Here is a 25,347-nt window from a genome sequence, read left to right as displayed (position 1 = left end):
CCGGTCTTGAGCCGCAAGGCCGGGCGCTATGCGCATGCGCGCCAGTTCAAGCGCATGCACAAGGTGCTGCGACGCCAACGCACGCTCCTGGGACGCGTATTACGCGATCTGCAACGCAAGCTGGACCCCTTGATGCGTGAGCGCATCAGTGTCTGGCTGGAACGCGCACAACGGGTGTTGACACAACGCCCCAAGGACAAGCAAAAGCTCTACGCCCTGCATGCGCCGGAAGTGGAATGCATGAGCAAGGGCAAGGCACGGACACCTTACGAATTTGGCGTCAAGGTCGGCATTGCGGTGAGTGCGCGCAAAGGCTTGATCGTGGGCGCGCGCAGTTTTCCCGGCAATCCCTACGACGGCGATACGTTGGCCGAGCAGCTGGAGCAGACGCGTGGGTTGCTGCAGGATGTGAATGTGACCCCGCAGGTAGCGATCGTGGACCTGGGGTATCGCGGACGTGAGGTAGATGGCGTGCAGATCCTGCATCGCGGCAAGGCCAAGACGCTGACACGACGGCAATGGAGCTGGATCAAACGCCGGCAAGCGGTGGAGCCGGTGATTGGACATCTGAAACAGGACTGCCGCTTGAATCGCTGCTATCTAAAGGGTGCCCAAGGCGATGCACTACACGTGCTCGGCTGCGCCGCCGGCTACAACCTGCGCTGGCTGCTGCGCTGGATCGCCTTTTTGCGTGCCTGGTTGCAGGCGATGGCAGGGGCATCCTTGAGCCTGGTGCACCGGTCGCCGCTGACCTTTGGTGCTTGAAGGGGGTTTTTCAGGGGCGACTCTTTATCCCCCCCGGTCTTGATCTGATCTAGCCCGGACAGGGCCATCTGCATCAGCATCAGGTTCTTGTCGATCGCCTCGTACGGGCTGTCCGAGTCGCCGGTCACCGTCTTGGTGATGGCCGAGCTGATCCCGTCGGTCAAGGTCCAGTACAGTTGTGGCGAGCCCTTGGCCATGCTTGTGGCCAAGCCGATGATCAATGCTGCACGCAGTGCCGTCACCACCAAGCCCGCCGCCACCTCTCGGGATTGGCCGGTCGCCAGACGGTAGCCCTGGATCAAGATCCACAGCATTAGCACCGTCAGCGCCACCACTCCTACCCTCGCCGTCGTCCGCTGCAGCAACTCCCACTGAAAGATCGCAATCTCATCACGCAAGTGATAAGAAGTCGAGCCAAGGCGGCCATTCCTGACCGCCCTGGCGATTTACCAGGTAGCTAAATCGCAACGGCCAACACTCGCGAATTACATCGACATCGACCGCGAGGCAGTTTCCTGAGCCTGCACCTGGGAGGCCTGACGCTGGCTTTCCTCAGCCACTTGCCGGCTGCTCTGTTCCAAGGGCTGGTTCTGTGCCTGGGCGCGATCCACGAAAACCCGCTGCATCGCCGGGTCGGTCATCTCGCCCTGTACCGCGAAGAAGCCGTCGCCACTTTTGTTGGGCACCACGTGGTCGATGCGGTGTAGACCGCTAACCTTGGACTCAAACACGATTTGCCCGGCTGCCTGCTCAAGTTCTTTGCGGCTGGCAAAGCCGCCACGCTCGCCTAACGCTTCCAGCTTGCTGACCGCGCCGTTGTACATCGCGTTATCTGGATGGCGGGAATCGGATAACAAGGGGCTGGATGCCTGCACCGGCGCTGCCGGAATGACCTTCTGCTCGGCCTGCTTGGCGGTGTGCTGCGACAATACCTGGTCTAATGCATCTTGCGTGTGCCGTCCCACTACGCCATCGACCTGCAGTCCATGCTCGCGCTGGAATTGCTCGACCGCATATTTGGTATTGCCGCCAAAATCGCCATCGGCGTGGAGCGGCTTCCCGTCACGGCCGGTGGCACCGAGTTGGGCGAGTTGGCCTTGCAGCTGCTTCACTTGCTCGCCGCGCTCGCCTTGTTCCAGTTTGCCGTCGTGCGGTGAGGGACCGGCATGAGACTTGGGCGAGGCACCTTCGATCGGATGCGAAAGCGCAGCCCTTCTATTGGCTTCTATCGAGTTGCGGTCCGGCAAGCTGTTACCCACGCTGTTCGCATAGACGGCGTACTGATCCATCTTGCGTCCCATGGCAGCATATGCCTGGGCATTGGTGATGTTGCCATCGCCATAAAGAGACGAATTACCCTTGATAACATCCACACTTAAGACACTGCTGACTTTCCCATTTGGATTGTCATGCACGGCCTGCAGAAACTTCGGTCCATCGCCTGTGCCAAGGTTGTGCATCGCATACACGTTCGCCGCTACATCCTTCCCACCATACTTTGCAGCACGATCAATGTTCTCACGTGTGAACTCCGCCAACATCGCAGCTTGTAGGCGTGTATCTTGACGAAGCGCAGGCGCATTTGCCTGAGCTCGCGTAAGATCGGCAGCGTTTTCAACGCCGTATTTTTCGCCGTATGTGTTGATCATCTGTTGCCAGGTACTATTCAAGAATTGGCCGTAACCATAGGCAGACGAGATGGCCATGGTGCCATCAAATTGCTTGACCGTATTATTTTCAGGATTGCTGATCGCGACCGGTCTCGCCGCTGGGTTGAACCCAGATTCAAATCCAGCAATTTTAACCATCACGCCCGGGTCAATGCCCGCGGCATGCGCAGCATTTACAAGCTCTTGCCGATGCTCCGCCCATCTGTCATCAATCCTTGCCATGCACTTTTCTCCTTAATCCAAATCTAAAATTAACTCAAGGACTCCAGGGGTAAATTCCTTTTTCTTCGTCGTAAGACACCAACCGAGTTTCCAGGATGGTGTCGCCACGCTTATGCGTAACCTCCAACGGATACATTCCGGCAATCACTTTACCGCCAGTTTCGACTTTCAGATCATTGGTCTCGTCAGGAGACTTCTCGCTCACACGGGGGATCGTCGAAACGTCACGAATCTCCGTACCCAGGGGAACGTGGAGTGAATAGCGCGTCACGTGCACCCCTTGCCATATCCCACCCGAGGTGGAAAGCCAGCCATAACGAGCAGGCCCAACTTGAATGACTTTCGCATCGAGACAACCGCAATCACCTGCCTGCCCCATATCGATGGCAGGCCTCGCGGCTAGCATTTTGACTTTTCTGCCAGCCTCCACACCGACAACGAACAGCCCCTGCAGGCCCGGGTCTACTTGCGAATAGATTTCAGCCTGTGGATCACTATGAGCTTGCACATAGACTGTTTTCCCATCGGCGTCACTGAAAATTTTTGAGACCACGCCAAGCATGCAGTAGTCTAATGACTCGTTACCCGCCTGAAACTCGTACTTCCAACATTGGCGCGATGAATCAAAGTTAGCAGCTCCGTAAGCGGAGTCCATCGCGTCCTGTAATATCGAATGAATTTCTGTTGAATTCGGAGTGAAATGCTTGTTGACATCCACAGTAGAGCTAGCCGATCCACTCGCGCTAGCTGCTTCCGTAGCAGTTTTAGAAGAATTAACCTGATCTCGTGGCGTATCAGTCTGTGGAGCACAAGCAACAAGGGAAGCAGCCCACACAAAAAGAACAGAAGCCTTGAAGAATTTGCTTAACGGTAAGAATTTTCCATTATCCGCATTTTTAATAAATTCCTTCATAACCCCTCAGTTCTTACGGCATCTGCCAAAAAATAAAATTTAGTGATATTTTCTAAAAATTGGATCAGAGCAGGCGGAATATAATATCCTACATGAGCCACCACCAATTTTTTCACAATTCCTCATAGCCAGTTCGGCAGCTGCTTTTTCACTCGAGGATGACTGAAAAAAACTATCGGTGGGCGATGAAACCATAACGGCGCACTGATTGCGATAAGTGAGATTTATTTTGCAATCATCTGCCCCACCTAAATTACATTGGTGAAGCGCCGATTCTTTTGCCTCATTTTCAGACAATTTTCCTACAACAGCTCCCGATTCACCAGTAGAATTTGAGCCTGCAATTGCACCCCAAGTTTTTATCCATTCACCGGTTGGCCTAGGCGGGGGCGATGGAATGTCGCCCCTTGATGTGCCAGAGTCAGGCCCACATTGCGGGCTACCAGGCGCCACACCACTTGGACATGCCGTTTGGCCAACAGCCAGCGGAAATAAACTTGCTGAAATGCAGACTAAAATAACCAGTAATATTAATTTCATGACTTAATCATATCTCGTTAAATTTCACAAAGCTATTTAACTGCAATACCACGGCTACCGGTGTTTGGCTCCTGATTCGGAACAGTCTCAGTACGAACTGTGGCGTTTCTATTGTGCTTTTCATGAGTATCTCTAGGATCATTATCTCTAGCCGGCGCCCCAGGCTCATAAGGCCGCCCAGCTGCCGGCGACTGGCCCGCTCGATCCAGCTGCCCCAGCGCCGAGTAGGCCGTGAACTGGCCCAGCGTGCCCTGGAAGAAAGCCGCGGCCATGGGTGGTGCGGTTATGATCAATGTCGTTAGCACCAGTCCCAATCCTCCCTGCTGCAGCGCCATGCTGCTGATGCCTTCGCCCGTAAACCCGTTCAATGCCCACTTTGCAACGAAGGCTGCGCCCACTGCGCCCACAACCTTGGTCGCCAAGCTCACCGTGAAGGTCAACACCGACAACGAAAACACAGTGCCCAATCCGTATAGCAGCCATTTGCTGAACAACGACTTCGTCGCCTGAAACAGCAGACACAGGATGAACAGAGGCCCAAATCCTACTACCAGCGCCATGGCCAGTTTGTTGAGTAGCAACATCGAGCCGGCGACTACGCCTGGACCGGCCATTCCGAGACCGGTGAACCACCGAGCCCGGTCTTTTTCATCTTTGCTCTCCTCGTCACCGCCCGTCTTGATCTGATCCAACGCCGACATCGCCACTTGCATCAGCATCAAATTCTTATCGATCGCCTCGTAGGGACTTTTTGAGCTGCCCGTCACTGTCCGGGTGATCGCCGAGCTGATCCCGTCTGTTAGCGTCCAATACAAACGCGGAGAGCCTTGCGCCATGCTGGTCGCCAATCCGATGATCAGCGCCGCGCGAAGCGCCGTGACCACCAAGCCCATCGCCGCCTCGCGCGACTGACCGGTCACGATGCGATAACCCTGGATAAAAATCCAAAGCGTCAACACCGTCAGGGACACCATACCCACCCAGGCCGTCGTGCGCTGCAACAACTCCCACTGAAAGATCGCAATCTCATCGCGCAGGTAGTTGTTGATCAGACGAAAAAATTCGTAGTTGGCGATGTTCGTCAAAAAATCCATATGTCACCACATCCACTAGACGGCTGCGCCGTGGGGCAGTCGCTGCCCCGGGGTTGATTACGTTGCATGATCCGGTCGTGCCATATCTTCAGTCTTTATCGATTGCCAACGGCGGTTCCATGCCAGATGGCTTGTCACTCTTGATCGCCTCGAGCGCGCCCTTCATCACTGCACCGGCCGCGAGCGTTTTACCTAGACTCAGCACATCGTCGGGCACCCAGTCCGGCACCCAACTCCAACGATTGCTTTTTGGTGGTTCCTTGCCGGCCATTGCCGCCTTAGCCGCTGCTGTCTGCTGCCCAGTCAGGTAGGCAATGCGCTTGTCATAGGCAAACATCGCCGACTCCATCTGCTGGCGGTCAATATCCATCATCGCCTTCAGCGCCAGCAGTTTGTTGGTGTTGCTCTCAAGCTCGCCGATCTTCTGGTCGCCGATCTTCTTGCGTTCATCCTCGATCGTGCGTAGGCGTTCAAGACGCTTGGTGGTGATCTCATACATGGCGACCATGTAGTTGTACTGCGAATTGAGAGTGCGTTGAATCAACTCGCACGATTCCTTCTGCGAATCGGACACGGGCGTTCCCTTCGTTGAAGCAGCACACGCTGCGACACCTTGGTCATCGGGAATCTTCTCGATCTTTTCCTTAGGCTTCTCGACTTCCTTGCCGCTGGATTCCTTTCCATCGCCATTCTTGATGGTCTGGTTCTTGCGGATTGCCTCAACCTTCTCATTGAGCTCCTTGTCGACCACCTCCCACTGCGCACTGGCCGCTCCCGCCATGCTGAGCAACACAAGTCCCATGAAGACTCGGGAAACATGCCTGAACGTGGTTGCCATGGTGTTTTTGCCTCCTGACACAGATGAAGTTGATGCGTGGAAAGTGTGCTGCCGATGATGGGGACTATGCATCTTCGGCCTCCTTGTCTTTCACCGATTTACGCTTACCCGAGCCCTTGCGATTGGCGTAGAAATCGCTCAACCACTGCTCGGGCGTCAGCTGATCGACGCTGACGCCCAGTTTGCTGGCCTTGCCGGCCAGGATCTGATGCATGATCTCGATGTTGTCGGTTGAGGACGAAATCACCGACAGCGCATCGTCCATGCCACGCAGGTTAAGCTGGCACACCGCCGAGGCGTGGCCCTGCTTGACCAGGAAGCAGCGCGAGCGCTCATCCAGCGACACCACTACCTGGTACTCGGCATCGGTCAGCTTGAGGCCTTCGATGTAGTCGTCGCGGCTGGCATTGGGGTTGGGCAACAGCACCATCGTGGCGGTCTGTTCGATCAAGGCGGCGGCAATGTCGCTAGCCAGCGCATCTTCCGGGCTCTGCGTGGCGAAGATGCCCAGACCATTCTGCTTACGGATGGTCTTCTGCTTGTTCTTGGCGAATTCCTTCAATCCCCCCTTGCCGTCCAGGATCTTCCAGAACTCGTCCATCACATAGATCAGCGGGCGGCCGTCAATCAACGCTTCCAGGCGGTGCAGCAGATAGTTGATCACCGGCACGCGCACTTCGGCGTTGTCGATCACATCGGTGTAGTCGAAGCCGATGATGGAGGCACGGGTCAGATCGATCGTGTCGACCGGGTTGTCGAACACCCAGCCTAGCGAATTGCCGGCGGTCCAGCGGCGCAGACGCGCATACAGGCCATCGTCGCCCATATTGGGCAGGCTTTTGCGGAAGTTGCTCATGCTGCGCAGATGCATGGGGGTGTCCAGCATGCCCTCCACTGCGCGATAGATGTCTTCTTCCTCGCGGGCACTGTATTCGGCCTTGCCGCCGAGCACCTTGATCAATTCGGCCAGAAACTGCGTATTGGCCTCGTTGCGCTCGCACTGGAACGGGTTGAAGCCAGTCGGGGAGCCGTTTTCCAGCGCCAGATAGTTACCGCCGCAGGCCCGCACGAAGATCTCCGCGCCGCGGTCCTTGTCGAAGAAAAAGATCGTCGGGATCGGAGCGAACTTCTGCAATTGGCCACAAAAAAATGGCCCTGGCAGTGCCAGGGCCACATGTCCAATGGTATCTGTCTTACAGCGTCGGGCCGCTGCGCGTCTCAGCGTGTTGCTGTGTCTGATGCGCTGTCTGCTGTACCTGACGCTGACTTTCCTCAGCGACCTGCCGGCTACTCTGCTCCAACGATTGTCCTTGCGCCTGATCACGATCGACAAACACACGCCGCATCGCGGGGTCGGTCATCTCGCCCTGGACTGCAAAGAAGCCGTCGCCGCTCTTGTTGGGCACGACATGGTCGATGCGTTGAAGGCCGGCGACCTTGCTCTCGAACACGATCTGACCGGCCGCCTGTTCAAGCTCTCTACGGTCGGAGAAACCGCCACGCTCGCCCAACGCCTCCAGCTTGCCGACAGCACCGACGAACATGGCGTTGTCTGGATGACGCGGGTCGGACAACAACGGGCCGGATGAGGATGAAGCTTGCGCGGAGGGAGAAGCCGTTTGCTCCGCGTGTTTGTTGGAATGCTGGGACAACGCCTGTTCCAATGCTGCCTGCGTCTTTTGGCCAACCACGCCGTCTACGTGCAAACCACGCGCGTGCTGGAATTGCTCGACCGCGTATTTGGTGTTGGCGCCGAAGTCACCATCAGCGTGCAAGGGCTCGCCGTCGCGGCCAACAGCACCGAGTTGCGTAAGTTGGCCTTGCAACTGCTTCACCTGCTCATCGCGCTCGCCTTGTTCTAACTTACCATCATTGGATGACGGTCCAGCCTGGTGTCTGGATGCTGAGGGATGAGTCGGCAATCGGCCTTCTGCGAGCTCCATCAGATCATGTTTCTCATTTAAAGCACGATCACGAAGCTGGCTCCATGAGCCAGGAGACTTCTTGAACAATGTCTCGGTATGAGAATATTTATAATCTTGAACCGCCTCCACTATCTGCTTATCAGAAAGATCAGAGAGTCGATAACCCTCACCAAACTTCTCCGATAACCCTTTTTGAAATATTCCTGGAGTTAAATTCCGAAACTGGACCGAGGTGCTCCAAAGTGCATCCTGTACCGCAAGCCCTCGATCAGTTAAATCCATTCCAACTGCAGTAAGGCGTGCAACCTGCTTGTCGCAATGAGTCTCGCGAATAAATTCATGCTGATCCTGCGCGAATGCGGGATCCTTATTGGCAAGCGACTTCCATCTTTCATTGAATGCATCAGTTTGGGGGACAAGACCAGAAAACTGAGAGCCATAGCGAGACTGATCCAAGTACTCCTGTAATGTTCCTTGGGATGTAGACAATTGATAGGTCCCATATGAGACACCACCATGGTCGTTTTTCCCGGTTGAGATAGTACCGGCACCTCGACCACTACTTTCGTAGCTAGATGAGGTCATTCCAATATGCCAACCCGTTATCTCTGACATTTATCAACTCTCTTCCTTTAGAAAAACATTCACTTAGACACCTATCGCTTTTCCAACTCATCAGCACGCCTCGCTGTAGCATTCAGCCGGCAACTACTTTCCTCAATATCTTCTGCTTGTCCGCCACCGAGCTGACCGTTCAAATTGCACAGCTGGTCTCTCTTGACTATCCATGCCCTTTCCTCGTTCAGCAGCTTCTGTTTTTTTGCGACATCAAGCTTCGCCATCACAGAGCGATAAACACGATTTAAACGAAGATCCTGGTATTTGTACTCCTCGCTATCACAATCAATTAAATCTGGCGTAGCACCGCCAGATCGTTCTACGCATAAAGCATGAGAATCTCGCAACTTGGTAGGCCGACCAAAATTCACTCGCTCAGCGTCAAGAGGTCCTTTCAGTGCATTCTCTAATTCATCGTCATATTGTTGCGCGAGCTGTTTTTGCTTAAGAACTTCTGCTGAAGCAGCCTTATTCTGACCCTCTTTACCGGCCATGCTTTTCTCGGAAGATAGAGCTCCCGAAGTTTGTGAAGATGGCTTTGACAAACGAGCGGAAACTTCATTTTTATTTTCAACTGATACATTCACTGATTGCTGAGCCCCGCTTTCACAGCCAAAACCCGCAACAGCAACCACTAAAAGAGGAATAAGAAAACATAGGCGCATGAAATTCCTTCTTACCCAAGAATTATAAAGCTACAATCAATATTTATTGAAGATTGGCTTCGTACACTCTGAGTACATTACCTTGCATAAACCGCCGTCACTCTTCTCACAGCTTTTCGTTGCCAAATTAATTGCACGTGTCTCTGTCGGAGATGCTTGGAAGAAAGTCTCTGAACTCGAAGAAACTAAAGCAGAGCATTGATTTTGATAAGTCAATTTAACTTTGCAGTCAGTTGCCCCACCTGCAGCACATTGACGAAGAGCCGCCTGCCTTGCTTCATTTTCAGACAATTTCCCCACAGTGGTGCCGGCCCCTCCCGTAGTACTTGAGTTAGCAATTGCGCCCCAAGTTTTTATCCACTCACCGGTTGGCCTTGGTGGAGGCGCGGGAGCATCACCTCTCGATGTACCAGAATCAGATCCACATTGCGGACTGCCGGGAGCAATCCCCACCGGACAAGCTGTTTGACCAAAAGCAGCGCCAAGTGAAATTGCATTCAAAAAAATAAACAAAAAGATACGGACCATAATTTTCACCAAGAAGTTAGCAAATTATTTCTGCGCAAGACCGCGACTACCAGAACTAGGTTCTGAAGATGAAGTCGTATCTCTATTAATGGTGGTAGTGGCTGCAGTTCTATCACGATCAGACGTATCGCCAGCATTAGTAGCCGGCGCCCCCGGCTCATACGGCCGCCCAGCGCCTGGTGATTGGCCCGCTCGATCAAGCTGCCCTAACGCCGAATAAGCCGAGAACTGGCCAAGCGTACCCTGGAAGAAAGCGGCTGCCATCGGGGGAGCCGTGATGATCAATGTGGTCAACACCAAGCCCAATCCTCCCTGCTGCAGCGCCATGCTGCTGATGCCTTCGCCGCTGCCGCCGTTCATTGCCCACTTTGCCACAAAGGCCGCACCAACTGCGCCCACCACCTTGGTCGCAAGACTTACCGTGAACGTCAATACCGACAGCGAAAACACAGTGCCTATTCCGTATAGCAGCCACTTGCTGAACAATGACTTCGTGGCCTGGAACAACAGACACAGGATGAATAGCGGCCCGAAGCCTACCACCAGTGCCATCGCCAGCTTGTTCAGCAACAACATAGAGCCGGCCACGACCCCCGGCCCGGCCATCCCGATACCAGTGAACCAACGGGCACGGTCTTTTTCGTCTTTGCTTTCTTCATCGCCACCAGTCTTGATTTGATCCAGACCCGACATCGCCACCTGCATCAGCATCAGGTTCTTGTCGATTGCCTCGTATGGGCTGTCCGAATCGCCTGTCACCGTCTTGGTGATCGCATGGCTGACCCCGTCGGTCAAGGTCCAATACAACTGCGAGGACCCTTGCGCCATGCTCGTGGCCAAGCCGATGATCAACGCTGCACGCAGCGCCGTCACCACCAGGCCCATCGCCGCCTCACGGGATTGGCCCGTCGCCAGACGGTAGCCCTGGATCAAGATCCACAGCGTCAGCACCGTCAGCGCCACCACTCCTACCCACGCCGTCGTCCGCTGCAACAGATTCCACTGGAAAATCGCGATCTCGTCGCGCAGGTAATCGTTGATCAGACGAAAAAATTCGTAGTTGGCGATGTTCGTCAAAAAGTCCATATGTCACCACATCCACTTAACGGCTACGCCGTGGGGCAGTCGCTGCCCCGGGGTTGATTACGTTGCATGATTCGGTCGTGCTGCGAGATCAGTCTTTGTCGATCGCCAACGGTTTCATGCCAGATGGCGTGTCGCTCTTGATCGTCTCGAACGCCCCTTTCATCACCAGACCGGCTGCGACGGTCTTGCCCAGACTCAACAGATCATCGGGGATCCAAGCCGGCAGCCACGAATCTGTGCCATCTCCCTTTGGCGGTTCCTTACCCGCCATTGCCGCCTTGGCCGCTGCTGTCTGCTGCCCGGTTAGATAGGCAATGCGCTTGTCATAGGCAAACATTGCCGATTCCATCTGCTGGCGGTCGATATCCATCAAGGCTTTTAGCGCCAATAGCTTGTTGGTATTGCTTTCCAGCAAGCCGATCTCCCCGTCCTTGATGTCCTCTCGTTCTTCTTCGATCTCGCGCAGCTTCTCAAGCCGCTTGGCACTGATTTCGTACATTGCCACCACATAGTTGTACTGCGAGTTCAGCGTGCGCTGAATCAACTCGCAAGATTCCTTCTGCGAGTCGGACACAGGCGTTCCCTTCGTTGAAGCCGCACACGACGCCACACCTTGATCGTCTTTTACTTTCGCCAGTTTTTCCTTGGGCTCATCCACTTCCTTGCCGCTGGATTCCTTGCCCTTGCCCTTGCCGACTTTCTGGTTGTCCAGAATCTTCTCGGCAGTCTTATTGAGCTCCTTATCCACCACCTCCCACTGCGCACTGGCCGCTCCCGCCATGCTAAGCAGCACCAGTCCCATGAAGACTCGGGAAAAATGTCTGAACGTGGTTGCCATGGTGTTTTTGCCTCCTGACACAGATGAAGTTGATGCGTGGAAAGTGATCTGACGATGATGGGGACTATGCATCTTCGGCCTCCTTGTCTTTCGCCGATTTACGCTTGCCCGAGCCCTTGCGGTTGGCATAGAAATCGTTCAACCACTGCTCGGGCGTCAGCTGATCGACGCTGACGCCCAGTTTGCTGGCCTTGCCGGCCAGGATCTGATGCATGATCTCGATATTGTCGGTCGAAGACGAAATCACCGACAGCGCATCGTCCATGCCGCGCAGGTTGAGCTGGCACACCGCCGAGGCGTGGCCCTGCTTGACCAGGAAGCAACGCGAGCGCTCATCCAGCGACACCACTACCTGGTACTCGGCATCGGTCAGCTTGAGGCCTTCGATGTAGTCGTCGCGGCTGGCATTGGGGTTGGGCAACAGCACCATCGTGGCGGTCTGTTCGATCAAGGCGGCGGCAATGTCGCTAGCCAGCGCATCTTCCGGGCTCTGCGTGGCGAAGATGCCCAGACCATTCTGCTTACGGATGGTCTTCTGCTTGTTCTTGGCGAATTCCTTCAATCCCCCCTTGCCGTCCAGGATCTTCCAGAACTCGTCCATCACATAGATCAGCGGGCGGCCGTCAATCAACGCTTCCAGGCGATGCAGCAGATAGTTGATCACCGGCACGCGCACTTCGGCGTTGTCGATCACATCGGTGTAGTCGAAGCCGATGATGGAGGCACGGGTCAGATCGATCGTGTCGACCGGGTTGTCGAACACCCAGCCTAGCGAATTGCCGGCAGTCCAGCGGCGCAGACGCGCATACAGGCCATCGTCGCCCATATTGGGCAGGCTTTTGCGGAAGTTGCTCATGCTGCGCAGATGCATGGGGGTGTCCAGCATGCCCTCCACTGCGCGATAGATGTCTTCTTCCTCGCGGGCACTGTATTCGGCCTTGCCGCCGAGCACCTTGATCAGCTCGGCCAGAAACTGCGTGTTGGCCTCGTTGCGCTCGCACTGGAACGGGTTGAAGCCAGTCGGGGAGCCGTTTTCCAGCGCCAGATAGTTACCGCCGCAGGCCCGCACGAAGATCTCCGCGCCTCGGTCCTTGTCGAAGAAGAAGATCGTCGGGATTGGATCGAACTTCTGCACCTGGCTCAGCAGGAAATTGATCAGCGCCGTCTTACCGGTACCGGACTTACCGATCACCATCGTATTGCCGATCGCCTTTTCGCCGAGCGAATTCTCGGCCGGATGCGTGGCATGGAAATTGAAATAATACGGCTGGCCGTTGGTGGTCTGCAGCGTGGTGACGCAATCACCCCACGGATTGTTGTGCTGCTTGCCCTGGGCGAAGTTGTGCAACGGCGACAAGCCCAGGAAATTGAGTGAGCTCAGGTTGGCGATGCGGGTACGGAAGCGCCAGTTGCCCGGCAACTGCGCGTAAAACGATGAAGCGATCGCCAGATCTTCCTTGGCCGAAACGAAACCGGCGTTGGAGAGCTCGGCACGGGTGGTGGCGATCTGCCTGGCCAGTTTCTCCTGGCTGTCGGCGTATACCGCTAACGTGAAGTGGTACTCGCCCAGCACAAAGTTGCCCGACGCCACGTCATCCATGGCGACATCAAGATCCCGGATCTGGGTGGACGACTTGTCGCCCGACGAAATCATCATACCCTTGGTGCGCTCCAGCACCTTCAACGCATCATGACGTCCAACCGGGCTGAACGAATGCGTCATGACGTATTCGAAATCAAGGTACTTCAGACCATTGAGAATGCCGGGGTAGGTCCCGTCGGCATATTCCTTGATGTTGAGGATCGCACCGAAGTGATTGACGCCATCCGGTGTGCGGATGACAAAATCGCCCGTCTTGTTGGCAAACATGTGCTTGCTGACAGGCAGGTACGCGGGCACGGGAGCCTGCAATACCGGCACCGGCTCATCGATACGGTTGAGCAGATAGCCTAGAAATTCGAGGGTCTCGGAAAACACGACGCCGTTCTTGGCCTCGTACATGCCCAGCCGATACGGCGAATAGTCTTTGAGGACCGCCTCCACATTGGTGGCAAGCTCGACGACCTTGGCGACCGCCTGCTCTTCCTCGGCACGGATCCTGTCTGGATTTGCCGACTTTTCGACCAAGCGTCGCCCGGTCACGACCGGCCGATAGATCATGCTGAAGTACAGCTCGTTCTGCATGATTTTTTGCGAGGACAGCGCTGCGTAGTACTCGTCAGAGAGATTTTGATTGAAGGACTGTCTGAAACGCCCACCGCTGCCAATCTTGCGACGACGACGCACGTCATGGACCCAGAAGGCGACATTGGCAAAGTCAGGAGCACGCAGGGTCTGCAACAGACGATTGAAGGTGTTGTGCCGTTGCTCCAGCTCGAACTCGTCCCGCCCCACGAACGGCAGGCCAGCCAGATGCCAGATCAACAGGTAGTCGCCTGCGGTCGTCTTGACGACAGACGGCGCGACGTGTGTCGAAATGGAAACAAATTCGCTGATTGGACTGTCTGGGCTGAACATGGTCTTACCGAGTTAAGAAGGAAGCATCACACCAGGGAGTATCGAAAGCACCAACCCCACGCGGGTTTGCGCGTGGGGTCGGTTGAACAATTCACTTGCTTACCGCGACTTACCCGGGGGACTCTTGCGGTATTCATTAGGGCTGAATACCCACATTCCCGAATAACGCTGGAGGTTTCGGGCACGCATGCGGAACAGCCAGCGCAACCCGAGCAACCTGAAGATCATCTCGTCACGCTTGGCCATCTGCTGCATGGCGAAAATGATGACGGGAATGGTGAGCAGGTACCAAAGATCGATGTACATCCCCAACAGCAGGCCACCACCGGCACCGACGAAGAAGGGGATGTAAGGCACCCCCAGAAACATCGCCGGGCGGGTGCAGCCGCGGAAAAGGACGTCTTTATGCATAGTACTGAGCGATCTGCACCAACGAAGCGCCGACTCCCGAGCAATCTCCGTTATTAGCGTCCTTGTTCTGCAGGATCATGTTGGCAATCTGGCCGGCAGCACCGATTAACACACCACCGATGAGGATCGGGGACACCTCGGAGATGCGCTTGTGTGCAAAAGCGATCTGATACCCGGCCACGATAACTGCAATGGTGACCACTGCAATCGAACCCATATTCAGAAGCTTCTTCACATTATTCAGAAAGCCGCAAACCTGAGTGTCAGTACCGCCGAGGCCGTTGCCGCCAGTGGTTGCGCCTGCGCCGCCAGCTATCACCAAAAGAGAGGTAAATACCAACGCCTTGAATGCCTGCGCGCCAACCATCTTGGCGTCTGCCATTGTTTTCTTGTCGATTTCAAACTTCATGTCTAACTCCTTGGGAACAGAGGGGGTCCAGCAGCCAACTCCTTGGCGATCTTCCATCCTAAAAAACAAATGCACTATCTACTTGCGGCGCCGTCTGTGGTGCACGTGGCATGGAGACGGGACTTACGGATTGGTCGGTCTGCGTCGAGGCCTTCGGTGCGGCGGCGGGCAACGCCACCCCACGCCCCTGACCTGTCGGCTTTATCACATACAACTCGTTCTCCGCCGCAGGAGCCACAGGGGTGGCCCGGCTCGGCAGAGAGTAAGGTGCTGACGGTGCCGGTAGCATAGGCCCTGCCGGTGAAGCCACCGTGTTGCCCGCTCCCGAGAGATCCTGAATGCGACGCGCGACAATTGCATCCGCCAATTCGGCGGCCGCCTGCTTGAGCGGATTGGCAGGCCGCAACTGCACTTGCCGCGTCGGCACGACCGTGATGGGCTCTGCTCCAGAGGATGCTACCGACTGACGAATGGACGCATAGATCTTCTGGACGTAACCGTGTTTGAAGCCGGTCTCGAAGTTGCCGGAGTAGTAACAGCTGAACGACTTGCCCCAATTAGCGCCTGAGCGCGAATGGCACTCCGCCAAAATCCTTGAGGCAGCGACAAGATTGGGGCACTTGTCGAATGCCATCTCGTAACTGGTCAGCCCGTATTTTTGCAGGTTGTAGCGATTGACCTGGCCTAACCCGAGTGAGAAGTTGTAACCCTTCTGTTCCAGCATCTTGGCAGTGGCGACCGCCTCAGCCAAGCCGCGTGGCTCACGCACCAAGCGCCCGCCAACCACACCGATGGCATACGGATTGCGCGACGACTCGACACGGACAACGTGCTGCATCACCTCGCCAGGAACAGCAAGTCCAGTGCACCCCATCAGTTCCATGCCAGGCAACATGTCATTCCTCCTTGCAAAACCAAACCAGCCCCAACTTAAGAAGTTACTTTCAACCGCCGCGCAAGGTTCTCAAAGGATCGAAGTCGATGCCCGTGATGAACCGGCGCCCCGCGTGCGCCTTGATGTGGACCACGATGTCGATGGTCATTCTCAGCAAACGCTTGATCACCTCGAACTCCAGGCCAGAGCCTTCGTTAGATGCCTTCACCATTAACGCCAACTGGTCCCAGGTCTGCTCGACACTACCGGCGTGGCAGCTGGTGATGGAACCTGGATGCCCCGAAGCACAGTTACGGATGAAATAGAACGACTCGTCGCCGCGCAACTCTGCCAGGATGATGCGATCCGGCTTCATGCGCAGGCACGCTTCCATGCAACTCTTGGCGGTCACGTTGCTGGCGCTCTGCCCGCCTTTTGAATACAGCAGATGCACGGAATTAGGCTGACTGATGAACAGCTCTCTAGCGTCCTCGATGGTCACCAGGCGCTCTTCGTTCGGAATGTGATTCACCAATGCCTTCATGAAGGTCGTCTTGCCGCTGCCAGTCGCTCCAGCAACAACCACGTTCTTCTTGTACAACACGCACTTTTTGAAGAACTCGGCGTAGTCACGCTTGCGGCGTAGCTCCAGCAGCTCCTGATCGTGGTCGCTGACATCTGCCGATTGCTCCAGCACCTCGTCGAAGAACCCATCGTGCTTGTACTGCTCCAGCGACTTGGTGTGCTTTGAGGGAAGCCGGATCGTGATGGATACCTTGCCGGCATCGCATGCAGGCGGCATCACAAACTGCGCGCGCTGCCCAGTCGGAAACGTGAGTGACACGACCGGGTCAGCGTCGGTAATACGCTGCCCGGTATTGCTCTCATTGACGACCGCCGTACAGAACTGCCGAGCACGGTCGTAGGTGAGGGACGGCACGTCGACCCGCTGCCACCCATGAATGGTCTCGAGATACAACTCACCCGGACGGTTGATGCAAATTTCGGTCACATCAGGCGAATTTAGATAATCCAGGATTCCCAGCACAGAGTACTGGTAGTCCAAGAAGTCGTTCGAAATACGCGCCGTTGGTGAATCGTCGATCGTCATGGCAGCCACGTCATTCACTTCGGCAGGACCGCCGAGAAATCGACGTCCTTGGCAACATATACGTTCAACACCGTGCCCTGATTGATCGTCAAGGTTGCCGGACGGCGCCCAGACTTTTCCACTGCCTGCTCGGCGAGCTGCTGCATGCTTCGTGCAGTATTGCTCTCGAAGGGTTGCTGAGTGACAGTCCCGGTGCCAACACCGATTGTGGTCGTCTCCGGACCGTATTCGGCAGCCGCGTACTTGAAGGCGTCGCTCAGCATGCTGATAAACAGCGCTGATGCAATCTTGTTGCCCCAATGCGCGTTGTAATTACCTGGATGACCTGCACTACCCAACGTATCAATGCCGGGCCCCTCAAGCATGACATCCAGTCCCGTAGGCGTCGTAACACGATCCCAGACCACCTGCAGGCGGCGTGTCGTCGGCTCTCCGGCGCCATACTGACCAAGCATCTTGGAACCCTTCGGCAGGAGCAGGTTATGTCCGTTGATTGAGTACACCGGTTCGGTCACGATGCACGATGTGTAGCCACCGAAATCGGAAATGATCCGGGTCTCCAGAATGCAACGAATGTAGGTACCACGCACCAATAAACCATCCGGGTTGCTAATGGGCTTCGCTAGCGTGACCGCAGTGTCTTCCTCTCCGGGTGCAGTTGGCTGACCGGGCTGGCCTGGCATGCCCGCGCCGTTGACAGCGGATTCGGCAAGGATTCGACGCTCCAACAATGTGGGGCCACGCGGACGTTCGGGCGCAGAACTCACCTCTTCATTATCATCTGTCGGCATCGGCGGCAGTGGCGGCAGACTGGGCTGCTGCGCGAGGGGAACCGGTGCCTCTTCGACGGGCGCAGTCATGTTCTGTGGCAGCGCAGGTGCGACAACTGTCTCGGCTCGCGGCTTTGGCGGCGCCGAATCGTCCCCGCTTTGCGTCGCCAGCCAGAAGATGACGAGAATCAGCAGAGCTGCGATGGCAGCCAGGAATACAAGCGCCTTACGATTCAGGCGTTTGATGTCGCTGGAGCGCAGCACTGGCTCATTGGCATCCAGGTCAGGGGCGGCACTGGCCTGTTGACGCGCAAAGTACGGATTATTGCGCTCGTCATACTCGCCGTTTCGCGACTCTTCTCCGCGGTTGTTCGGAGAGCGATCATCTGGGCCGTTTGGAATATTCGAGTTCACTTTTGCTTGTTCCTTCGCAGACCGAGGACGTTATCGCCGTGGCGAACCACCAGGAAAGGATAGGTTCCGTGCACGATCAGGGTGTTGCCTTCCACCGTCGTATTGACGAGAAAATCCTCGGAGTGTTCTTTCTCGCGAGCGAAGACCGCCGGAAAATTCCCAGTCGGAAAGCGCGTCAAATCCATATTGATATAGGTGAACTTGCCGTCATCATAAACACGGCTAGGAATCAGCCAGGATTTTTTGGTGCGTGTCGAGTAATCATAATCGTAGTAATAACGACGATCCTTCAAGATCTTTGCATTCAGCAATGGACCTTTTTTCGATGCGTCCGCATCTTCCACATTCTGGAAACTCGTGTCTTTCGGGTAAGTAAACACGACCTTGTATTGAACACCCGCCTGCTTCGCCTGCTCCAGGCGCTGCCAATCCGTTGCAACCACCTTGAGCTCAAGAATATAAGAATGCGTCGCCGTACGAATCATCATATTCGTGTCGACATCGACATTTTTCGGTTTGAGATAAAAGACATTCTCACGCCGCGTAAGCTCCCAACCACCGGTAAAGCCGGTGCTGTAGTCCAGGATTTTTTCGTTCGGGCTTAGCTCGACCTGGGTAGTAATCCCGAGACCCGTGCGAACCTGATAGATACGGTCAGGCGCATACTCATATTCCTGAACTACCTGGGCCGTTACTGAAAAGGCACATAGCGCAAGTGGCAGCGCTGAAAATAATGAAGCCCTGTACCGATTAAAAAGTTTCATCGACCGCTTGCTCCATTGACATTATTCGGCATCCCTTGAGGTTGAATCGCGGGCTGCGCCCCGGACTGACCTGGCTGCTGCATCTGATCGGGAAACGCTGGCTGTGCTTGCTGTAGCGGCACGCCGCCCTGGGGTGCGGATCCTTGCTGGAGCGGAACGCCTCCAGGCGGGGCCGCACCAGAAACATTTGCAGCATTGGGGTCGGCAACGCCCGCGCCAGGCTGCGGAAGCGCTGCTTGAGGCTGCGCACTTATGACGGCGCCACCTGCAGGAGCGGCCGGGAGCGACGAGTAATCGTTATCAACCCGATAATCGGTGACACGGAATCCCAGGGGATTTTCGACCCGCAAACTATCACTCATCTCCAGATTGTCCTGATAAACAAATCCCATGGTCGCAATTTTGTTATCAAGCAATGTAGAGACAGTTGAATTCTTGTCGTATACGGTCCGCTGGAAGCGCACGGTCGCACCTTTATAAGGCTGCCCCTTCCCACCGATCAGTGTGATGCTCAGGATATTGACGCGAACAGCTCGAAGCTTGCCGTATGTATTCAAGGGCCTTAATGGGTTATTTGCCGAATGCAGCGCCCGATATTCGTTCACCACATTTGTCGTACCCATTGCTGACACGGTATTCCAGTCACGCTGGCCGATGATCGACAAATCGAATGATTCTCGGGCGATGATGAAGCGCGCAATATTACTGCGCGCCAACGCCTCACTTGTACTGATGGTCCGCCCACCAAAATTCGCCTCAAGCTTGGCGACAGTGCTTGTACCAGAATAGGCGTCTGCCATGACCAGATAGGGCACCTTCTCTTTCAGCGGCAGCATGTAGTAGTAGCCGCCTGCTGTCATGACGGTGACCAGCATCGACAGGGTGGCCACAATCCAGGCACGCTTTTCGCTGCGTCGTGCGAGGTCGGCGATGCTGACCTCGTAATTCACCGCTTTCTGGACGGCCGCACCCACTTGGGCGGAACCGTCCTTTTCACTGACCTTCTTACGCAACATGTCTAGATCCGTCACCGTAGGGCCTTGTCAGGCCTGAAACTATTGCCGCAACACGTTGCGGGCACTTGAGAAGGCAGGAGTACCGAAGGCTCGATGCCTGGAAGGCATGAATCAGACGGCGGACCTTTAGAGCTTGGAGCCGGACGATACCGGTACCGGCTGTACCAGCAGCTTGTTGGCGGAAACCGACACCGAAACACCTTGGGCTGCATACACGGCACTTAGTTCGGTGGCAGCCTGCTGGACGCTGGTGGTGCTGATAGTGGAAACCGGCCCAATCAAGGTGTAGTCGGACGGCAAGTTGTACGACAACTGCATATTGGAATCCGCGGCCCACCGTTCCAGCATCGTCTTCAGCGTGCCGTCCATCGGCGTGGCCTGATATGTGTACGAGGTGTAGAGCGGAATTTCGGTTGGCGCCTCGTCAAAGTGATTGACGTGCTTCCAACGCCCGCCAAAATCGGGAGCAGGCTTGGTCGCGCAGGCGCTCACCAATGCTGCAGCCACTAGCACCAACGACAGCTTGGACACATACATCGGATTCACTCTGACTTCTCCAACTTATGAAATTTCGGTCTTAAAACGGGCAGCGATACACCTCCGCGTACCAGTGGGTACCGGAGGAAAGTTGTTGTTAGTGTCCCACTCGCACACACGTGCGCCACCGAGTCGCCCCAGGTGCCGCAACACATTTTTGAAAAAGATGAATACGTTAGCAAACCGTCCATAGCCTTACTCCAGTACGGCCCCGTCCAGCGCCGCCCCCCTACACCGATGTATCTATACCGCAGGTTCTTGACAACTTTGCTCTTAACGGATGGATCCGTCAAGAATTACCGAGCTCGCTTCGCGCGACTTGTGTGATGCACATCACAATCTTATCGTAAGCGTTTTCACATCTGTCTTTGGCAACAGGCGAGCCGTGAAATATCGGTCTTCGTAGTAGCGGATCTTGTCGCACTTCACCGGGTGCGGGATCCCCTCGTACAGGAACACCTCCTTCTCGTTACCCATGGCCTTGAGCTCCTGCGGCAACATCAGCGCCCGACGCTCTTCCGACACGCTATGCGTGGTCTCCCGCCCCCGGGTGACGTTCTTCTTCTTGATGGTGGTGTAGCCCAGCATCTCTGAGTAGTCGTTGGCGTCCTGCTGCTCGCGTGGTGCATAGAGGATCTGCAGGGCGTGGTTGGTGATGATGGTGCGCGACAGATCCTTGCCATAGGTGGCGTCCAGCTGCGCCATGCTCTGGATGATGGGCAGCAAACGGATGTTGTAGCCGGCCATGTAGGCCACGGCCGTCGCGATGATGTCCACCTTGCCGATCGAGGTGAACTCATCCATGAGCAGCAAGCACTGATACTTGAGCTCCGGGTTGGACTTCGGCAGCTCACGGGTGTTGAGGTTGATGATCTGGCTGAAGAGCAGGTTGATGATCAGGCGACTTTCGGCCAGCTTGTTCGGCTGGATGCCGATGTAGATCGTCATCTTCTTCTTGCGCAGATCGGTGAGCATGAAGTCGTCTGCACTGGTGGCGGCGTCCAGGACGGGGTTGATCCACGCGTTGAGCGGCTCTTTCAAGGTGCCCATGATCGAGGCGAAGGTCTCATCCGCCTGGGACAGCATGTTGGCAAAAGCCGACTTGGCGTTACTGCTGAGGAACCGCCGCTCCGACAGCGACTTCAGGTACTTCTTCAGGTCGGTGCCGTCGCCCGACGAGAGCCGATAGATTCCGCCCAGCGTGGGCGCCCCTGCCCCGCCCGGGAAGCCCAGCGAGAGCTCTTCGTCCCAGTTTTCGAACAGGTACAGAGCGAACGCCATGAACGCGTTGCGTGCCTGGCTCACCCAGAACTTCTGGTCGTCCGATCCATCCGGATACAGCATTGCCGCAATGCTCATCAGATCCGAGACGCGGAACGCTGGGTCGTTGGACACATAGGTCAACGGATTCCAGCGATGCGTGCGACGGTCTTCGGCGAACGGGTTGAACAAGAAAACTTCGTGCCCCTGACTGGCGCGCCAGCCACTGGTCAGGTCGAAGTTCTCCTGCTTGATATCCAGCACAACGATCGACTCTTGATACTCGAGCAGATTCGGGATGACGACACCGACACCCTTACCAGAGCGCGTTGGCGCAGCAAGGATCACGAATTGCTGACCGCTCAATCGCACCAGCTTCCCATTGAATTTGCCGACGACAATGCCGTTTCCGCTCGGCTTGAACAGGCCATGCTTGGCAAGATCGGCAGCCCCGGCGAAGCGCGCGTCGCCATGCAGGGCGCGCGCCCTGGGCTTCACCATGAGCACGACAGCAATTGCCCAGATGAGTGCAGGCAGGCCGAACCCGAGCACGCCGGCGATCTTGATCTTGGTCGCGAATGGCGCTATTTCGGATAGCCCCAGCGCGCTGAAATAGCGGTAGTAGGTGTCCCACGCGTACAGGCCGGTATCGAGCCGCAACAACAGCAGCGTCAGATAGCCGGACAAAAAGTATCCAACGAGCACTGCCACGATCGTGGCGATTGCGATGATTTTGGGTTTGGACATGCGCCCTTCTCCTTAGGCTTGCACAACGATGGTGGTTTAGCGACGTACGACGGGCTTATGGGCGACAAGGTCGGACTTGCGTCCGCCACTCTCGCTCTCCACCAACGAATCGATCCAGACCTTGGCCTGATCCAGCGATAGATCCGGCGTGATTCGGGTCCCCGCATCGGTTACAACAGCGTATGCCACCACCGCGTCGGGGGCATACACCTCGTCACGCGTGATGGCCACGACGCGGTACCCACCCCTGGTCAGCACGGTGTGCTGATATTCGTCCATCGCCAGCCTTCCTTTCCGTCAGCGCGGAGGCGATGCTAAAGCAAGACGTGTGACGGAGAAAGCGGTTTCAACAAGACCTGTAAACACGCCACTCAAAAGCACTGACGCACAACGTCGCGACCAGTGTGCCCTAAGGCCCTCTAGTCGCATTCAACACCAGATGATTTTCCTCTAACCACTCAAGTCGCTGTGCTATCTGGACTTGGAGTGGTGGGCGGTACAGGGTTCGAACCTGTGACCCCTACCATGTCAAGGTAGTGCTCTACCGCTGAGCTAACCGCCCGGTTCCTGCGTCAGCATTGCGCTGTGCAGGGCGCGCATTCTAGCGCAGGGTTTCGTGGACCACAAGCCCTCCCAGCGTTCGAGTGTCCCCTCCCCCTACGCAAGGCTCGCCGCTTTCAGCTTCTGGATCTGGTCGCGAATCTGCGCTGCAGCCTCAAACTCCAGATCCTTGGCATGCTGATACATCTTCTGCTCCAGGCTCTTGAGCTTGCCGGCGATTTCCGCAGGCTTCATGGCGCGGTAATCGGGCGCGTCTTCAGCAACCTGGCGCAACTTCGAGCGCCCCTTGCCCGACTTTTTCTCGGCCGCATCTTCGCGTGCACCTTCCATGATGTCGGAGATCGGCCGTTCGACGGATTTCGGTGTGATGCCGTGTTCCAGGTTGTACTCGACCTGTTTCTCGCGGCGACGATCGGTCTCGTCGATCGCAGCCTGCATCGAACGCGTCATCTTGTCGGCATACAGAATGGCCTTGCCACGCAGATTGCGCGCGGCACGGCCGATGGTCTGGATCAGCGAACCGGTCGAGCGCAGGAAGCCTTCCTTGTCGGCATCCAGGATGGCTACCAGCGAGACTTCCGGCATGTCCAAGCCCTCGCGCAGCAGATTGATGCCGACCAGCACATCGAACTTACCCAGACGCAGATCGCGAATGATCTCCACCCGCTCAACGGTGTCGATATCCGAGTGTAGATAGCGCACACGAATCCCATGTTCGCCCAGATACTCGGTGAGATTTTCCGACATGCGCTTGGTTAGCGTGGTCACCAGCACGCGGTCGCCGAGCTTGATGCGCTCGTGAATCTCGGACATCAGGTCGTCGACCTGCGTGCCGACCGGGCGGATCTCCACCACCGGGTCGATCAAGCCGGTCGGGCGCACCACCAGCTCCGTAACCTCGCCGGCCGACTCGCGCAACTCGTAGGGACCGGGCGTTGCCGACACGTAAATGCTACGCGGCGAACGCGCCTCCCACTCTTCGAAACGCAACGGCCGGTTGTCCAACGCGGACGGCAGACGGAAGCCGAACTCCACCAGCGTCTCCTTGCGCGAGCGGTCGCCCTTGTACATCGCGCCGATCTGCGGAATGGTCACGTGCGACTCGTCGATGACCAGCAGCGCATCCGGCGGCAGGTAGTCGAACAAGGTCGGCGGCGGCTCGCCTGGCGCCTTGCCGGTGAGATGCCGCGAATAGTTTTCGATACCGTTGCAGAAGCCCACTTCGGCCATCATTTCCAGATCGAACTGCGTGCGCTGCGCCAGACGCTGCGCCTCGACCAACTTGTTCTGCGAGTAGAGCTGCTCCAGGCGCTGTTTCAGCTCCTCCTTGATGGTGTCCACCGCACTCAATGTGCGCTCGCGCGTGGTGGCGTAGTGCGTTTTCGGGTACACGGTGTAGCGCTGCAGCTTGCGCAAGGTCTCGCCGGTCAAGGGGTCGAACAGGGTCAGCTGCTCGATGTCGCCATCGAACAACTCGATGCGCAGGGCTTCGGTGTCCGACTCGGCCGGGAACACATCGAGCACTTCGCCACGCACGCGAAACGCGCCGCGCGTGAGCTCGAATTCGTTGCGGATGTACTGCAGATCGGTGAGGTGCCGGATCAACTGACGCTGATCGATATGCTCGCCGACCGACAGGATCAGGCGCAGCGACAAATAGTCTTCCGGCGCGCCCAGGCCATAGATTGCCGACACCGTCGCCACCACCAGCGAATCGCGCCGCGACAACAAGGTCTTGGTCGCCGACAAGCGCATCTGCTCGATGTGCTCGTTGATCGAACTGTCCTTCTCGATGAAGGTGTCCGACGACGGCACGTACGCCTCCGGCTGGTAGTAATCGTAGTAGCTGACGAAGTACTCGACCGCGTTGTGCGGGAAGAACGACTTGAACTCGCCATACAGCTGCGCCGCCAACGTCTTGTTCGGCGCCATGACCAAGGTCGGCTTCTGCACCTGCTGGACCACATTGGCAATGGTGTAGGTCTTGCCCGAGCCGGTCACCCCCAACAGAGTCTGCTTGGCCAGGCCGGCCTCGAAATTGGCCACCAGCTTCTCGATGGCAGCGGGCTGGTCCCCGGCTGGGGAGTACGGGGAGACGAGCTGAAAACGGTCGGTCATGGAGCGGATCTCGGGGGGCAGGCTGCACGAATTTACGGAGGCCAGCATCGGTAAAACTCTGACACGCATGCAAGTGGAGACAGCGTGACCTGGCAGGCAACCAGTGTTGAGACTGCTTGCTCCACTTCAAGGAGC

The 25,347-nt window shown here is 56.4% G+C and carries 23 protein-coding genes, 1 tRNA gene and 2 pseudogenes; 1 reads left to right on the top strand and 25 read right to left on the bottom strand.

The window, feature by feature from the left end:
- Positions 1 to 765 (top strand): transposase (locus A7D16_RS12705; protein ID WP_153043143.1); only part of this gene is annotated, 765 nt, incomplete at its 5' end.
- Positions 766 to 782: 17 nt separating this feature from the next.
- Here A7D16_RS12705 and A7D16_RS21645 read toward each other — a convergent pair.
- The 25 genes and pseudogenes from A7D16_RS21645 to uvrB all read right to left on the bottom strand — a co-directional run.
- A pseudogene (locus A7D16_RS21645) lies at positions 783 to 1,211 on the bottom strand (type IV secretion system protein); the annotation flags it as partial.
- 39 nt (positions 1,212 to 1,250) lie between these two features.
- A complete protein-coding gene (locus tag A7D16_RS24100) occupies positions 1,251 to 2,573 on the bottom strand; it encodes a peptidoglycan-binding domain-containing protein (protein WP_064633236.1) in 1,323 nt (440 codons plus the stop codon).
- 118 nt (positions 2,574 to 2,691) lie between these two features.
- Positions 2,692 to 3,570: a hypothetical protein gene (locus A7D16_RS12695; protein ID WP_239686997.1), complete on the bottom strand. Its 879-nt coding sequence runs from the start codon at positions 3,568 to 3,570 to the stop codon at positions 2,692 to 2,694.
- 39 nt (positions 3,571 to 3,609) lie between these two features.
- Complete coding sequence (locus A7D16_RS21640; RefSeq protein ID WP_082925801.1) at positions 3,610 to 4,110, bottom strand: DUF4189 domain-containing protein; 501 nt, start codon at positions 4,108 to 4,110, stop codon at positions 3,610 to 3,612.
- Positions 4,111 to 4,142: 32 nt separating this feature from the next.
- Entirely contained in the window at positions 4,143 to 5,204 is a 1,062-nt protein-coding gene (locus A7D16_RS12690) for a TrbL/VirB6 family protein (RefSeq protein WP_064633232.1), read from the bottom strand.
- Between the two features lie 88 nt (positions 5,205 to 5,292).
- Complete coding sequence (locus A7D16_RS12685; RefSeq protein WP_064633230.1) at positions 5,293 to 6,042, bottom strand: hypothetical protein; 750 nt, start codon at positions 6,040 to 6,042, stop codon at positions 5,293 to 5,295.
- Positions 6,043 to 6,106: 64 nt separating this feature from the next.
- Positions 6,107 to 7,192: pseudogene (locus tag A7D16_RS12680) on the bottom strand (TraG/VirB4 family ATPase); the annotation flags it as partial.
- A 43-nt stretch (positions 7,193 to 7,235) separates the two neighbouring features.
- On the bottom strand, positions 7,236 to 8,552 hold the full coding sequence (locus tag A7D16_RS24330) for a peptidoglycan-binding domain-containing protein (protein WP_330469366.1): 1,317 nt from the start codon (positions 8,550 to 8,552) through the stop codon (positions 7,236 to 7,238).
- 71 nt (positions 8,553 to 8,623) lie between these two features.
- Complete coding sequence (locus A7D16_RS21635; RefSeq protein ID WP_082925800.1) at positions 8,624 to 9,250, bottom strand: lysozyme inhibitor LprI family protein; 627 nt, start codon at positions 9,248 to 9,250, stop codon at positions 8,624 to 8,626.
- A gap of 36 nt (positions 9,251 to 9,286) precedes the next feature.
- Complete coding sequence (locus A7D16_RS21630) at positions 9,287 to 9,778, bottom strand: DUF4189 domain-containing protein (protein WP_082925799.1); 492 nt, start codon at positions 9,776 to 9,778, stop codon at positions 9,287 to 9,289.
- Positions 9,779 to 9,802: 24 nt separating this feature from the next.
- On the bottom strand, positions 9,803 to 10,864 hold the full coding sequence (locus A7D16_RS12670) for a TrbL/VirB6 family protein (protein WP_064633228.1): 1,062 nt from the start codon (positions 10,862 to 10,864) through the stop codon (positions 9,803 to 9,805).
- 88 nt (positions 10,865 to 10,952) lie between these two features.
- Positions 10,953 to 11,774: a hypothetical protein gene (locus tag A7D16_RS12665; RefSeq protein ID WP_409350102.1), complete on the bottom strand. Its 822-nt coding sequence runs from the start codon at positions 11,772 to 11,774 to the stop codon at positions 10,953 to 10,955.
- Positions 11,767 to 14,220, bottom strand: coding sequence for a VirB4 family type IV secretion/conjugal transfer ATPase (locus A7D16_RS12660; protein ID WP_064633224.1), 2,454 nt, complete (start codon positions 14,218 to 14,220; stop codon positions 11,767 to 11,769). Before A7D16_RS12660 ends, A7D16_RS12665 begins: the two co-directional genes overlap by 8 nt.
- Before the next feature lie 99 nt (positions 14,221 to 14,319).
- A complete protein-coding gene (locus tag A7D16_RS12655) occupies positions 14,320 to 14,631 on the bottom strand; it encodes a VirB3 family type IV secretion system protein (RefSeq protein WP_064633222.1) in 312 nt (103 codons plus the stop codon).
- The gene (locus A7D16_RS12650) at positions 14,624 to 15,040 is read right to left on the bottom strand and encodes a TrbC/VirB2 family protein (RefSeq protein ID WP_064633242.1); all 417 of its coding nucleotides are present in this window, start codon (positions 15,038 to 15,040) and stop codon (positions 14,624 to 14,626) included. The genes A7D16_RS12655 and A7D16_RS12650 overlap by 8 nt, the downstream gene beginning before the upstream one ends.
- A 58-nt stretch (positions 15,041 to 15,098) precedes the next feature.
- A complete protein-coding gene (locus A7D16_RS12645; protein WP_064633240.1) occupies positions 15,099 to 15,923 on the bottom strand; it encodes a lytic transglycosylase domain-containing protein in 825 nt (274 codons plus the stop codon).
- A 61-nt stretch (positions 15,924 to 15,984) separates the two neighbouring features.
- Positions 15,985 to 17,034 carry a P-type DNA transfer ATPase VirB11 gene (gene virB11, locus A7D16_RS12640; RefSeq protein ID WP_005996067.1) on the bottom strand — a complete coding sequence of 350 codons (1,050 nt, stop codon included), beginning with the start codon at positions 17,032 to 17,034 and terminating at the stop codon, positions 15,985 to 15,987.
- Positions 17,035 to 17,039: 5 nt separating this feature from the next.
- The gene (locus tag A7D16_RS12635; protein WP_064633220.1) at positions 17,040 to 18,209 is read right to left on the bottom strand and encodes a TrbI/VirB10 family protein; all 1,170 of its coding nucleotides are present in this window, start codon (positions 18,207 to 18,209) and stop codon (positions 17,040 to 17,042) included.
- Positions 18,206 to 18,973: a TrbG/VirB9 family P-type conjugative transfer protein gene (locus A7D16_RS12630; protein ID WP_064633218.1), complete on the bottom strand. Its 768-nt coding sequence runs from the start codon at positions 18,971 to 18,973 to the stop codon at positions 18,206 to 18,208. Before A7D16_RS12630 ends, A7D16_RS12635 begins: the two co-directional genes overlap by 4 nt.
- Positions 18,970 to 19,989 (bottom strand): VirB8 family type IV secretion system protein, encoded by a 1,020-nt coding sequence (locus A7D16_RS12625; RefSeq protein WP_064633215.1) that lies wholly within the window; start codon positions 19,987 to 19,989, stop codon positions 18,970 to 18,972. Before A7D16_RS12625 ends, A7D16_RS12630 begins: the two co-directional genes overlap by 4 nt.
- A gap of 126 nt (positions 19,990 to 20,115) precedes the next feature.
- Entirely contained in the window at positions 20,116 to 20,526 is a 411-nt protein-coding gene (locus tag A7D16_RS12620) for a TcpQ domain-containing protein (protein WP_064633213.1), read from the bottom strand.
- A gap of 333 nt (positions 20,527 to 20,859) precedes the next feature.
- On the bottom strand, positions 20,860 to 22,533 hold the full coding sequence (locus tag A7D16_RS12615; RefSeq protein WP_064633211.1) for a type IV secretory system conjugative DNA transfer family protein: 1,674 nt from the start codon (positions 22,531 to 22,533) through the stop codon (positions 20,860 to 20,862).
- A 36-nt stretch (positions 22,534 to 22,569) separates the two neighbouring features.
- A complete protein-coding gene (locus tag A7D16_RS12610) occupies positions 22,570 to 22,812 on the bottom strand; it encodes a hypothetical protein (RefSeq protein ID WP_064633210.1) in 243 nt (80 codons plus the stop codon).
- Positions 22,813 to 23,020: 208 nt separating this feature from the next.
- Positions 23,021 to 23,095, bottom strand: a tRNA-Val gene (locus tag A7D16_RS12605).
- 95 nt (positions 23,096 to 23,190) lie between these two features.
- Positions 23,191 to 25,212, bottom strand: a complete 2,022-nt coding sequence (gene uvrB / locus A7D16_RS12600; protein ID WP_064633208.1) for an excinuclease ABC subunit UvrB — start codon at positions 25,210 to 25,212, stop codon at positions 23,191 to 23,193.
- Between the last annotated feature and the right edge of the window lie 135 nt (positions 25,213 to 25,347).

Origin of the sequence: Xanthomonas nasturtii (assembly GCF_001660815.1) — a bacterium.
GTDB lineage: Bacteria > Pseudomonadota > Gammaproteobacteria > Xanthomonadales > Xanthomonadaceae > Xanthomonas > Xanthomonas nasturtii.
This window is presented reverse-complemented; position numbering and strand designations above follow the sequence as displayed.